This window comes from Tatumella sp. JGM130 (assembly GCF_018257525.1).
Classification (GTDB): domain Bacteria; phylum Pseudomonadota; class Gammaproteobacteria; order Enterobacterales; family Enterobacteriaceae; genus Tatumella; species Tatumella punctata.
The window spans coordinates 14,556-27,740 of record NZ_JAERJS010000007.1; the positions used below are offsets into that span (position 1 = coordinate 14,556).

Annotated in this window: 13 protein-coding genes; 6 read left to right on the top strand and 7 right to left on the bottom strand. The window is 51.0% G+C overall.

Annotated elements, in window-relative coordinates:
- Positions 1-5: 5 nt before the first annotated feature.
- The 7 genes from panF to msrP form a co-directional block, all read right to left on the bottom strand.
- Positions 6-1,463, bottom strand: coding sequence for a sodium/pantothenate symporter (gene panF, locus JK211_RS05020; protein WP_212707580.1), 1,458 nt, complete (start codon positions 1,461-1,463; stop codon positions 6-8).
- A complete protein-coding gene (locus tag JK211_RS05025) occupies positions 1,453-1,695 on the bottom strand; it encodes a DUF997 family protein (protein WP_212707581.1) in 243 nt (80 codons plus the stop codon). Before JK211_RS05025 ends, panF begins: the two co-directional genes overlap by 11 nt.
- Positions 1,696-1,765: 70 nt before the next feature.
- Positions 1,766-3,115 carry an acetyl-CoA carboxylase biotin carboxylase subunit gene (gene accC, locus JK211_RS05030; RefSeq protein ID WP_212707582.1) on the bottom strand — a complete coding sequence of 450 codons (1,350 nt, stop codon included), beginning with the start codon at positions 3,113-3,115 and terminating at the stop codon, positions 1,766-1,768.
- A gap of 10 nt (positions 3,116-3,125) precedes the next feature.
- A complete protein-coding gene (accB, locus tag JK211_RS05035) occupies positions 3,126-3,593 on the bottom strand; it encodes an acetyl-CoA carboxylase biotin carboxyl carrier protein (RefSeq protein WP_212707583.1) in 468 nt (155 codons plus the stop codon).
- A 21-nt stretch (positions 3,594-3,614) separates the two neighbouring features.
- A complete protein-coding gene (gene aroQ / locus JK211_RS05040; RefSeq protein WP_212707584.1) occupies positions 3,615-4,067 on the bottom strand; it encodes a type II 3-dehydroquinate dehydratase in 453 nt (150 codons plus the stop codon).
- A gap of 229 nt (positions 4,068-4,296) precedes the next feature.
- Positions 4,297-4,911 carry a protein-methionine-sulfoxide reductase heme-binding subunit MsrQ gene (msrQ, locus tag JK211_RS05045; RefSeq protein WP_212707585.1) on the bottom strand — a complete coding sequence of 205 codons (615 nt, stop codon included), beginning with the start codon at positions 4,909-4,911 and terminating at the stop codon, positions 4,297-4,299.
- Positions 4,911-5,915, bottom strand: a complete 1,005-nt coding sequence (gene msrP / locus JK211_RS05050; protein ID WP_212707586.1) for a protein-methionine-sulfoxide reductase catalytic subunit MsrP — start codon at positions 5,913-5,915, stop codon at positions 4,911-4,913. The genes msrQ and msrP overlap by 1 nt, the downstream gene beginning before the upstream one ends.
- Before the next feature lie 235 nt (positions 5,916-6,150).
- On the opposite strand from msrP, the gene csrD reads away from it, so the two are divergent.
- From csrD to rng, 6 genes are all read left to right on the top strand, one after another.
- Positions 6,151-8,082 (top strand): RNase E specificity factor CsrD, encoded by a 1,932-nt coding sequence (gene csrD / locus JK211_RS05055; protein ID WP_212707587.1) that lies wholly within the window; start codon positions 6,151-6,153, stop codon positions 8,080-8,082.
- 337 nt (positions 8,083-8,419) lie between these two features.
- Complete coding sequence (gene mreB / locus JK211_RS05060; RefSeq protein WP_025903794.1) at positions 8,420-9,463, top strand: rod shape-determining protein MreB; 1,044 nt, start codon at positions 8,420-8,422, stop codon at positions 9,461-9,463.
- 147 nt (positions 9,464-9,610) lie between these two features.
- Positions 9,611-10,621: a rod shape-determining protein MreC gene (gene mreC, locus JK211_RS05065; RefSeq protein ID WP_212707588.1), complete on the top strand. Its 1,011-nt coding sequence runs from the start codon at positions 9,611-9,613 to the stop codon at positions 10,619-10,621.
- Complete coding sequence (mreD, locus tag JK211_RS05070; RefSeq protein WP_212707589.1) at positions 10,618-11,109, top strand: rod shape-determining protein MreD; 492 nt, start codon at positions 10,618-10,620, stop codon at positions 11,107-11,109. Before mreC ends, mreD begins: the two co-directional genes overlap by 4 nt.
- Before the next feature lie 8 nt (positions 11,110-11,117).
- Entirely contained in the window at positions 11,118-11,711 is a 594-nt protein-coding gene (locus tag JK211_RS05075; protein ID WP_212707590.1) for a nucleoside triphosphate pyrophosphatase, read from the top strand.
- Positions 11,701-13,170, top strand: coding sequence for a ribonuclease G (gene rng / locus JK211_RS05080; RefSeq protein ID WP_212707591.1), 1,470 nt, complete (start codon positions 11,701-11,703; stop codon positions 13,168-13,170). Before JK211_RS05075 ends, rng begins: the two co-directional genes overlap by 11 nt.
- Positions 13,171-13,185: the final 15 nt, after the last annotated feature.

Below are 13,185 nucleotides of genomic sequence, written 5' to 3' on the forward strand. Positions count from 1 at the left end.
TCTCTTTATTTCTTCGCACCCGGCATCATCGCCTGAGGTGCGGGTTTACCCAGCCGGTTGCCAATCAGGAACGCGGCCAGACTCAGTAACAGTGACGGAACTATCGGATGGAAATTCCACCAGTGAATATCAAAACTGGCGAGCAGGGTATAGCTGACCGCTCCGCACAGCATACTACTGACAGCGCCGGTAGCGTTTGCAGACTGCCAGTATAAACCCAGCAGCAGTGGCCAGAGAAATACTGTTTCTAGTGCGCCGAATGCCAGCAGATTCATCCAGATAAGCATATCCGGTGGCCGCCATGCAGTCAGTATCATCAGCACACCCAGCCCTAATGTCAGCAGAGTGGATAAACGCCGCAAATGACGTTCATTGCCTGCACGCTGCGGTAATACCCGCAGATAGAGATCTTTAATCAGGGTCGCTGATGCCTGAAGTAAGTGGGCATTGACGTTCGACATGATGGCCGCCATCGGCGCGGCGAGAAAAATGCCTGCGGCAAAAGGCGGTAACACTTTGATCATCAGTGTCGGGATAACCAGGTCAGGAATATGCAGGTCAGGGATCACCGCTCTGCCCAGAGCTCCTGCCAGGTGCATACCCAGCATCAGCAGGGTCATCACCAGGGTCCCGATAAAGATCCCCCGGTGTACCGCTTTACTGTCACGATAGGACATACTGCGGATAGCCGTGTTTGGCAGCCCCAGTACCCCGAAGCAGACCAGTACCGTGAAGGAGACTAACAACGGTCCGGTGATGATATTGCCTGCACCCCGCGGGTCGATCAGCTGCGGATTAATCTGTTTCAGTGTCGCGACTGCATGGGCCGGGCCGCCGGCTGCGTGGATCACGGCAAATAACAGCAGGAACGTCCCTGCCAGCATCACTATGCCCTGCATCGCATCATTCAGTACACTGGCGCGGAATCCGCCCAGCGCGGTATACAAAGCGATCACCCCGCCGAAAGTCAGTAATCCCTGGCTGTAGGGGACTCCGGCAACCGTTTCCAGCAGCCTTGCGCCACCAATAAACTGTACTGTTATCACCGCGATAAAGGCGAGTAGCAGGGTAATACTGGCCAGCCAGACCACCAGGCTACTCCTGAAATGGGCATACAGAATATCGTTCAGGGTTACCGCATTGTAGCGACGGGCGAGAATAGCAAATTTCTTCCCCAGAACCCCCAGAGATAACCAGACGGCGGGAACCTGAACCATTGCCAGAAAAACCCAGCCAAGTCCGTATTTATAGGCGGCACCCGGCCCGCCAACAAACGAACTGGCGCTGATATAGGCGGTGGTCAGTGTCATTGCCAGCAAAAATCCGCCGAGGGTCCTTCCGCCGAGGAAATATTCGTTCAGAAAAGTCCCCGTAGCGCGTTTCTGCTGATAAACGGCAAACAGAGAGATAGCGGCAACGATTAACAAATATGCCAGCAGCGGGATCAGTATTTTAGTGTTCATCGCCATCCTCCAGCGAAATATCGCGGAACAGAAAGTGGATCATCAGGGCGCATAACAACAGGAACAACAACGGAGCAAACAGACAGGATAATTCAAACCAGCGGGGAAAACCAAATACTCCCGGGGTATTTCCTCCCTGCCATGCGCTTACAGACCAGACAAGCAGCCAGCCGAGGGTCAGTAATACAGACCAGCGGGCCTCTTTATTGGCTTGTATAAAGCGGGAATCCATGGCTAACCTCAACCATAAGGCAAATAAAAAGGCCGGAAGATCCGGCCCTGGAATTTTACTCAGGAAAAAATTATTTTTCCTGCAGCCCCAGCTTTTTCTCCAGATAGTGGATATTGGTTCCACCGGCCTGGAAATGCTCATCGGCCATAATTTTTAACTGCAGATCGATATTAGTTTTAATACCATCAATGATTAGCTCACCCAGCGCATTGATCATGCGGGAGATAGCAACTTCGCGGGTTTCACCGTAAGTGATGAGTTTACCAATCATTGAATCGTAGTAAGGAGGCACGGAATAGCCGGAGTAAATATGCGACTCCCAGCGCACACCAAAACCACCCGGCGCATGGAAACGCGTAATTTTACCCGGGCTAGGCAGGAAGGTATTCGGGTCTTCTGCGTTAATACGACACTCAATCGCATGTCCGCTGACCACCACATCATCCTGCTTAATCGCCAGAGGCAGACCGGCGGCAATACGTAATTGCTCTTTGATAAGATCAACACCGGTGATCATTTCCGTTACCGGATGTTCTACCTGAATACGGGTATTCATTTCGATGAAATAAAATTCGCCGTTTTCAAATAAGAACTCAAAGGTTCCTGCACCGCGATAACCGATATCAATACACGCCTGAGTACAGCGGGTACCGATAAATTTACGCAGTTCCGCGCTGATCCCCGGAGCCGGTGCTTCTTCCACGACTTTCTGATGGCGACGTTGCATAGAACAGTCACGCTCTGCCAGATAAATGGCATTGCCCTGACCGTCAGCCAGGACCTGGATCTCGACGTGGCGAGGATTTTCCAGGTATTTTTCCATATAGACCATATCGTTATTGAAAGCAGCTTTTGCTTCCGCACGGGTCATATTAATCGACTGTTCCAGATCTTTTTCGCCACGGACGACACGCATACCACGCCCGCCGCCGCCGCCGGAAGCTTTAACGATAATCGGATAACCGATACGTTTAGCGATTTCGCGGTTTTTGTCCATGTCATCGCCAAGGAATCCATCGGAACCCGGCACGCAAGGTACACCTGCTTTTTTCATGGCATGGATTGCAGAGACTTTATCGCCCATCAGGCGAATGGTATCGGCTTTCGGGCCAACGAAAATAAAGCCTGAGCGTTCAACCTGTTCTGCAAAATCAGCGTTTTCAGATAAAAAGCCATACCCCGGATGGATAGCATCCGCACCGGTGATTTCTGCAGCAGAAATCAGCGCAGGAATATTCAGATAGCTTTTTACGGACTGGGCAGGACCAATACATACGGTTTCGTCTGCCAGCAGTACGTGTTTTAAGTCACGGTCCGCGGTGGAATGTACTGCAACGGTTTTAATGCCCAGTTCTTTACAGGCACGTAAAATACGCAGAGCAATTTCGCCGCGGTTAGCAATAACTAATTTTTCCAGCATGGTTGCCTCGTTATTCGATGACGACCAGTGGCTCGTCAAATTCAACAGGTTGGCCGCTTTCTACCAGGATAGCTTTGACAACACCGGACTTGTCGGCTTCGATCTGGTTCATCATTTTCATTGCTTCAACGATGCACAGAGTTTCACCGGCGGTCACTTTTTGTCCGACCTCAACAAAAGCTTTAGCGTCCGGGCTTGGCGTGCGGTAGAAGGTCCCTACCATCGGTGAACGCACAATGTGGCCACTGATTTCGTTGCTGGCTGCTGCTGGCTCTGCGACTGGCGCAACAGCGGCTGCTGGTGCAGCGGCAGGCGCAGGGGCTAATGGTGCTGCGTAGGCCTGCTGCATAACCGGGTAGCCCATATTTGCAGGTGAGCGACTGATGCGAACTGATTCTTCACCTTCAGAAATCTCGAGCTCGGCGATGCCGGATTCTTCAACAAGTTCGATCAGTTTTTTAATCTTACGAATATCCATGAGTGTGGTTCCGTACTCTGTTTAATTTGAATTTGACAGGCGTTTAACTGCCGTTTGTAAAGCCCAGCTGTACCCGTCGGCGCCTAATCCGCAGATGACGCCAACAGCAATATCAGACAGATATGAGTGATGACGGAAAGTTTCACGGGCATGCACATTACTGAGATGCACTTCGATGAAAGGGACACTTACCGCCAGCAATGCATCACGCAGGGCTACGCTGGTGTGCGTAAATGCGGCAGGATTAATAATAATGAAATCCACATTGCCTTTTGCCTCATGAATACGGTCAATCAACTGATATTCCGCATTCGATTGCAGGTGACTCAGTTTCACATTAAGTTGCTGTGCGGTCTGGTCTAACTGGCGGGTAATATCCTGTAGTGTCATGTGACCATAGGTCTCAGGTTCACGGGTTCCCAGCAAATTAAGGTTCGGACCTTGCAGAACTAAAATATGAAAGTTATCAGCCATCGTGTAGCTATCTCCTGCAATAATAAAGACATCGCGTAAAATACTCTCCCTGTAATCATTTGTCACCCATTCTGGTGAAAAAGAGGTGCTATTGCAGGGGGATTTTTTTAAGTATACTTGTTTCGTCGCAATTCGCCGCACAATAGTCGTTTTATCTGCGAAGTTTAGTTACTTGTCACTCTGCGGAGCTTTTTAACAGAAATTAGCGTAAGAAGCCAATCAGATAATTTCAAAGGTGAGTTTTTCGCAGTAATTTCCGGGAACGCAAGACACAGAGTAACAGCGCCAGTGTCAGCCAGATAAAAGGTTGCAGGGACCAGGCTTTCACTGACCACAGATAATGCAGCGGCACCAGAATTGCCGGCAGATAAATACAATTATGCAGTTGCTGCCAGCGTTTTCCCATCCGCCGTTGTATTCTGTAAAAGGATGTCGCGGCCAGTAATAACAAGACGACCCAGCTGAGCATCCCGAGGGTCAGATAGGGGCGGCGAATAATTTCCTGAGCCAGTAACGCTAAATTACCGCTGCCAAGTTCAAGAAAATAGTAGCTGAGCAGATGCAGGGTAGCCCAGGCGAAGCACCATAATCCGATAAGCCGCCGGCAGCGCAACAGCAGAGGCTGGTGAAACCAGCGGGACAAAGGGCTGATCAGCAGGGTGACTGTCAGGAGTTTTAACCCGGTCAGCCCGGTGAATTGCTGAATGTCTTTTGCCGGGTCGGCACTGAATGCTCCGGCACGTACCGCCAGCAGCAGATAGATAAACGGGCTAAAAGCAAGAAGATGTAACAAACCTTTGACGATCAGCAATTTTACAGACGCTTTGCGTTCCCGGTTCGCCATTAAAAGTTTCTCCGTAAATCCATGCCCTGGTAGAGACCGGCCACTTCGCTGGCATAGCCGTTAAACATTCGGGTTGGCTGGCGGGTGACATCGAAAAGTCCGCCAGCACCAATAACGCGCTCAGTTGCCTGTGACCAGCGAGGGTGATCAACATGCGGGTTAACGTTGGCATAAAAGCCATACTCATCGGCAGCCAGCAGGTTCCAGGTTGTTGGTGGTTGTTCACGGGTCAGGCTGATTTTTACTATCGATTTAATACCTTTAAAACCATATTTCCACGGAACGATCAGTCTGAGTGGTGCACCGTTTTGCGGGGGCAGGGTTTTCCCGTAGACACCGGTGGTTAATAAGGTCAGCGGATGCATGGCTTCATCCAGTCGCAGACCTTCCACATAAGGATACTGCAGTCCGGCACTGTTCAGCCCCTCCCGCTGGCCGGGCATCTGCTGTGGATCATACAGGGTCTGAAAAGCGACATATCGGGCATGGCTGGTGGGATCGGCGAGTTTAAGCAGTGAGGCCAGACTGAACCCTATCCATGGTACGACCATTGACCAGGCTTCAACACAACGCATGCGGTAAATCCGTTGTTCCATCGGGAATTTTTTAAAAATATCTTCCATGCTGAGGGTGACGGGTCTGGATACCTCACCATCGACAGTGATTTGCCAGGGGGACGTTTTAAAATGGCTGGCGTTAGCTGCCGGGTCAGCTTTATCCATCCCGAATTCGTAAAAGTTATTATAACCTTCGACCTTATTCTCCGGCGTCAGGGGTAATCCAGCCTGCCATTCGGCGGGAGACGAAAAATCTATCGGGCGGGTATCGGTTACCGGCGAAGGGGGCGCAGATAAACCCGTAAGCCAGTCGGACAGCCCGGCCCTGGCGGTCGCGGGGAGCGTCAGGGCTGCACCGCTGATCCCCAGTATTTTCAGCAGCTCACGACGGGAACGATTAAATACCTGTTCGGGAGTAACGTCCGATTCTTTGAAAGGATTTCGCATCGTCAGGGCTTCCTTTAGAAAATTCAGGTGGGCATAAGGTATTTATCAGCGGTGGTACTCGCCGGGACAGTATTTATCCTATCCTCAATGTCCGGGGCTGTGAAAACGAATAGTGTAAAAAAAATGTATTTGCCACGGACTATCACTGTTTCGCTGGCAGCAATGTGGTATTTTTGTCCGAACATTCGCCCGGAGTGGTGAATGTCTTATGGACATTGTCTCAGGGAGCACATGGATGCGTTCAACAGCCCGCCTTACCGCTGTGATTACTTTCGTCAGTATGCTGGCGATGCTACTGATGTTATCAGGGTGTATTGCCAGTTTTCTATGGCTGAATAAAGAGAGAATTAAGCATCAGTTTAATACACTGACAACCTCCGTGGATCAGTCCTTGTTTAACCATACCCCGGCAGAAATGGAGCCATGGCTGCGTGGCATTATGCCGGTCGTCAATATTGAAAAGCTCGAGTTATATGATGGTAAGCAGGCGGTACTTTCCCTGAGCCGTCATGAAGTTCCGCTGGTTGAAGATACGCCCAATCAGTTTTACTCTTTTTCTGCCCCGTTGCTTTACCATCCTTCTCTGACATTGCGTATTGCGATGCTTAATCCGGCCTGGACCTGGCTGCGTTCGTTTATCGGAATATCAACATTTGTCTTTATGGGTATTGTCGTGCTGGTGATGTCTGTATTACTGGTGTTATTGCATTTCTGGTTACTGCGGCAGTCAACGGGTGTTGCCTTACTCGAAGCCCGTACCCGGCGGATATTACAGGGAGAACGTTCTGCGGGAGTGAAAGGGGATCGCGGAGAGTGGCCAGCAGGTATTGGTCAGGCGCTGGACCGTTTATTACAGGAAATAGAGCAGGCCGGGGTCCGGCGGGCAAGGATTGACAAGCTTATCCGTGAATTTGCATCACTGGATACGGAAAGCGGTCTGCATAACCGGCTGTTTTTTGATAATCGTTTTGCCACCTTACTGGATACACAGGAAGAGGCCAGTGACCATGGCTGTATCATGATGATTCGGTTTTCCGAAGCTGATTTGCCCGGCACAGGAAACTGCGGCCAGGATGATAATCAGCGGCTGTTCGAATTTTTGCATGGGATATCGGCTTTGCTCTCCTGCTACCCCGGAGCATTACTGGCCCGCTATTTTCAGCAGGATTATGCGGTACTGCTGCCGCATCGTTCACTGAAAGATGCTGAAAGCATTGCGGCTAAGTTACTGACTGCGGCAGACGCGCTGGTGCCTCTGCATCATTATGATAAAGAAGATTTTATTCATATTGCGATCAGTGACTGGCGGCGTGGTCAGTCAGTAGCCGGAGTGATGGAGCAGCTACATATCGCTATGCGCAGGGCAACGCTGCTGGGCGGGAATAACTGGGCTGTGGAAGAAAGTCATGCCGTCGCTATGGGCCGTGGCAGCGTACGCTGGCGGACATTGCTCGATAAAACCTATCAGCAGGGCGGGCCGCGATTATATCAGAAAGCGGTGACTGACTTGCAGGGACAGGTGCACCACCGGGCGCTTCAGGGACGGATTAAAGAAGATAAAAAATATATTTTAGCCGCAGAGTATATGCCGCTGGTCTGCGATATGGGGATGGCTGCCTGCTGGGATCGTCAGTTGCTGACGAGGATCATTAGCTTGTCTGCGGCGGGCAAACCAGAGGCATGGTCATTCCCGCTGACAACAGATGCTTTGTTACAGGGTTCTTTTGTGCAATGGCTGTATAAGATGCTATTACATGTCCCCCGGCCGCAAAGAAAACACTTTTTATTTGAACTTGCTGAAGCAGATGTCGGTCAACATATTTGCCGGTTACTGCCTGTTTTGCGTGGACTGACAGCCTTCGGGTGCCGGATTGTGGTCAGTCAGGCCGGGCAAACACTGGTCAGCAGTGCTTATTTACAGCAGGTGAAACCAGAGATCGTCAAACTGGACTCCGGGCTGGTACGTAATATCGACCGGCGTCCTGAAAATCAGTTACTGGTCAGCAGTCTGGCAGAGAGTTGCCTTTCCAGTTCGACATTAGTCTTTGCTACCGGGATCAGGACACAGGAAGAGTGGCTGACGCTGGTAAATTTAGGGGTTAGCGGTGGACAAGGTGATTATATTGCGCCACCCTTACCGGTTAAATTTGTACATCGTGATAACTGATAAAAAAGGCAGCCGGAGAGCGGAATAGCCTGCTGAGCAGGGATTTGTTTTCTTCATTGATGAATTCAATGTCCGCGCAGAATAGCGATAGCCAGTAATTAAACACTAAATGTTAGATTTTGTTTCTGACATGAGTCAGTGGTAAATGTGTCTGTCCGAAAAATGTCGGGTTTACAGTGTTGTGATGAGCGTTGTCATAGCCGATGATAACAGAAATCTACAATTGATTATTTTTTCACCGGAGTCGAATGTTTTTGCGCCTTGTGGCAGCTCCGAGTGGTTGGTAAAGTAAGCGGATTTTATTTTCCGCCCCCAGCTTGCAGGATTACCCCTTAGTATGTTTAAAAAATTTCGTGGCATGTTTTCTAATGACTTGTCCATTGACCTGGGTACCGCCAATACCCTGATTTATGTAAAAGGACAAGGCATCGTGCTGAACGAGCCTTCTGTGGTTGCTATCCGTCAGGATCGTGCCGGCTCGCCAAAAAGTGTTGCAGCTGTTGGCCAGGAAGCTAAACAGATGCTGGGTCGTACACCTGGTAATATTGCAGCGATTCGCCCGATGAAAGATGGTGTGATTGCAGACTTTTTCGTTACCGAAAAAATGCTTCAGCACTTTATTAAACAAGTGCACAGTAACAGCTTTATGCGCCCGAGTCCGCGTGTACTGGTCTGTGTGCCTGTAGGAGCAACCCAGGTTGAACGTCGCGCTATCCGTGAATCGGCATTAGGTGCCGGTGCCCGTGAAGTCTTCCTGATAGAAGAACCTATGGCAGCGGCTATCGGTGCCGGACTGCCGGTTTCTGAAGCGACCGGTTCCATGGTCGTGGATATCGGCGGGGGGACCACCGAAGTCGCGGTTATCTCTCTGAATGGTGTTGTCTATTCGTCATCAGTCCGGATCGGGGGAGATCGTTTCGATGAAGCTATCATCAATTATGTCCGTCGGAATTATGGTTCACTGATTGGCGAAGCGACCGCCGAACGCATCAAGCACGGGATTGGTTCTGCATATCCGGGCGACGAAGTTCTGGAAATTGAAGTTCGTGGCCGTAACCTGGCAGAAGGTGTTCCCCGCGGTTTCACCCTGAATTCCAACGAGATCCTCGAAGCATTGCAGGAACCGTTAACCGGTATCGTCAGTGCAGTCATGGTGGCACTGGAACAATGTCCGCCGGAACTGGCTTCTGATATTTCAGAACGGGGTATGGTCCTGACAGGCGGTGGTGCACTGTTACGGAACCTGGAGCGCCTGTTAATGGAAGAAACCGGTATCCCGGTTGTGGTGGCTGAAGATCCGCTAACCTGTGTCGCGCGCGGTGGGGGTAAAGCTCTGGAAATGATTGATATGCACGGCGGGGACCTGTTCAGCGAAGAGTAATCCTTGCTGGCAGAGCTGTAATGTTTTGGCTGGCGTTTTTCGCCGGCCACGTTGCTCTTTATGTACACCCAATGATGACGTGTCCAGCCTAAGGGAGTGCAGGCTAATCGCACTCCCTTTATATTTGTCGAGGAACACGCAGGATTTATGAAGCCGATTTTTAGCAGAGGACCGTCTCTGCAGTTACGCTTAGTATTAGCAGTAGTTGCTGCGATAGCGATCATCATCGCTGATAGCCGTATGAGTTCTTTCCGCGAGATCCGCAGCTATCTTGATACTTCGGTAAGCCCGTTTTACTTTCTGGCTGATGGCCCGAGACGTTTTCTGGATGGTGCTGCTGAAACCTTTGCCTCACGGCAAATGCTGGAACAGCAAAATACCGCATTACGCCGGGAACTGATGCTGAAGAATAGCCAGTTGCTGCTGCTGGATCAGTATAAAGAAGAAAATATCCGGCTGCGGGAGCTGCTCGGTTCCCCCTTGCGTCCGGGTGAGCGTAAAATGATTACTCAGGTGATCTCCGCCGGGGCAGATCCTTACAGTGACCAGGTGATCATTGACCGGGGCAGTGATAGCGGGGTTTATGAAGGTCAGCCGGTGATTAGTGATAAAGGCGTCGTCGGTCAGGTGGTCTCTGTCGGAAAATTCAGCAGCCGGGTGATGCTGATTTGCGATGCATCCCATGCTTTACCGGTTCAGGTATTACGTAATGATGTCCGTGCTATCGCCTCCGGGACCGGGTGTTCAGAAAGTCTGCAACTGGAAAATATGTCCGGTACCCCTGATATCCGGGTGGGTGATATGTTAGTCAGCTCCGGGCTGGGCGGGCGTTTTCCTGAAGGATATCCGGTGGCCGTTGTCTCTTCGGTAACAGTGGACACCAGACAGGCAGCAACAATTATTCAGGCCAGGCCGACGGCCGGGTTACAGCGTCTGCGTTACCTGTTGTTGCTGTGGGGCGCGGGTGATACAGACAGCAATTCAGTAACGCCGGAAGCGGTACATCAGGCGGCGGATCAGCGACTGATGCAAATGATGCCACAGGTACTGCCACCGGCAGGTGAAGCAGGTAAGACGGCCACCAGTGATTATTCAGCCGGCACCGGCAGCACCAGCACCACGCCGTCAGCAGATACTGTGCGTGGAGAACGTCCTTGAGCAGCCGTTACCGCAGCCAGGGCCGCTGGGTCATCTGGCTATCTTTTATTATTGCTCTGATGCTGGAAGTGATGCCGTGGCCGGAGCAAATTTATATGTTCCGGCCATCATGGGTACTGCTTATTCTGCTGTACTGGGTACTGGCTTTACCCCACAGAGTGAATGTGGGGACGGGTTTTTTCCTCGGGGCGGTAATGGACCTTATTGTTGGTTCGACCCTCGGTGTCCGTGCACTGGCATTAAGTCTGGTCGCCTATCTGGTGGCTTACAAATTTCAGCTATTCCGTAATCTCGCCCTCTGGCAACAGGCCTGTATGGTGACGGTATTGTCGTTGTTTGTCGATGTCGTGGTGTTCTGGGCAGAATTTATGGTCAGCGATGTTGCCTTTCGTCCGGAAATTTTCTGGGGTGGGCTGGTTAACGGTATTCTCTGGCCGTGGTTATTTTTGCTGATGCGTAAAATTCGTTATCAGTTTGCTGTTCAGTAAGGAACCCTATGCACAGCTTATATCTTGCTTCCGGTTCTCCGCGGCGTCAGGAACTGCTGGCCCTGTCAGGGCTTACTTTTGCTCGTTTAGTGACTGACGTTGAAGAGTGCCGTCATCAGGACGAATCTCCGCAGGATTATGTGTGTCGTTTGTCGGTCGATAAGGCACAAGCCGGTGTCCGTATTGCACCGCAGGACTTACCGGTGATTGGCGCGGATACCATCGTAGTGACTGAAGGCAGAGTGCTGGAAAAGCCACGTGATGAAGTCCATGCCCGACAGATGCTGGCGATGCTTTCTGGAAAAACGCATCAGGTGATAACGGCGGTTACTGTGGCAAACCGGCAATTTTCTCTGACCAGTAAAGTCATTACTGAGGTTACCTTTCGTCAGCTCAGCACGGAAGATATTGATCAGTATATTGCCAGCGGAGAACCGATGGATAAAGCCGGTGCTTATGGCATTCAGGGCAAAGGGGGGCGCTTTGTCCGCTCTATCGCTGGCAGTTATCACGCGGTGGTCGGACTTCCGTTGGTTGAGACGGAAGAATTACTCGGGCAGTTACAAAAGTTAGCGGCGGAAAAGGATAATCATGACGGCTGAATTACTTGTAAATGTGACTCCTTCGGAGACACGGGTTGCCTATATTGATGGCGGTATCCTGCAGGAAATCCATATTGACAGGGAATCCAAACGGGGGATAGCGGGTAATATTTATAAGGGCAGGGTCAGCCGGGTGTTACCTGGTATGCAGGCGGCATTTGTTGATATTGGTCTGGAAAAGGCGGCATTCCTGCACGCGTCGGACATTATGCCCCATACTGAGTGTGTTGCCGGCGAAGAACAGAAAAAATTTAATGTCCGTGATATTGGCGAACTGGTACGCCAGGGACAGGACCTGATGGTACAGGTGGTGAAAGATCCGCTGGGTACCAAGGGTGCACGGCTCACCACGGATATAACCTTACCGTCGCGCTATCTGGTTTTTATGCCGGGGGCTTCTCATGTCGGTGTTTCTCAGCGCATAGAAAGCGAGCAGGAACGGGAGCGGTTGAAAAATGTCGTTGCAGACTATTGTGACGAAAACGGCGGTTTTATTATCCGCACGGCGGCAGAAGGCGTCGGTGAAACAGAGCTGGCGCGGGATGCGGCATTCCTGAAACGGCTGTGGGGTAAAGTGTCTGAGCGCAAAAAAAGGAATCAGACCCGTTCGTTACTTTACGGTGAGCTGGCGCTGGCACAGCGGATCTTGCGCGATTTTGCAGAAGCAGAATTAGATCGTATCCGTATCGACTCGCGTCAGACCTACGAGCTACTGCTGGAATTTACCGCAGAATATATGCCGGAAGTGACTCAGAAACTGGAACTGTACAGCGGTAAGCAGCCAGTATTTGACTTGTATGATGTCGAGAACGAAATCCAGCGGGCGCTGGAGCGTAAAGTGGAGCTGAAGTCCGGCGGTTATCTGATTATCGACCAGACTGAAGCCATGACCACCATCGATATTAATACGGGAGCATTTGTCGGCCACCGTAATCTCGAAGAGACGATTTTTAATACCAATATCGAGGCGACACAGGCTATTGCCCGCCAGCTACGGTTACGTAACCTGGGGGGGATTATTATTATCGACTTTATTGATATGGCAAACAGCGAGCATCGCCGTCGCGTGCTGCACTCCCTGGAGGGGGCTCTGAGCCGTGACCGGGTGAAAACCGGTATTCATGGCTTCTCTGCGCTGGGACTGGTGGAAATGACCCGTAAACGTACCCGCGAAAGCCTTGAGCATGTGCTCTGCGGACAATGTCCCTCCTGTCAGGGGCGAGGTTCCGTCAGAACGATTGAAACCGTGTGTTACGAGATTATGCGTGAAATTGTCCGCGTACATCATGCCTACGATACGGACCGCTTCCTGGTGTATGCTTCACCGGCGGTGGGTGAGGCATTAAAGAGTGAAGAGTCTCACGCACTGGCTGAGCTGGAAATTTTTATCGGCAAACAGGTCAAAATTCATGCCGAACCACTGTACACCCGCGAACAGTTTGATGTGGTTATGATGTAATCTTCCCTGATCTGA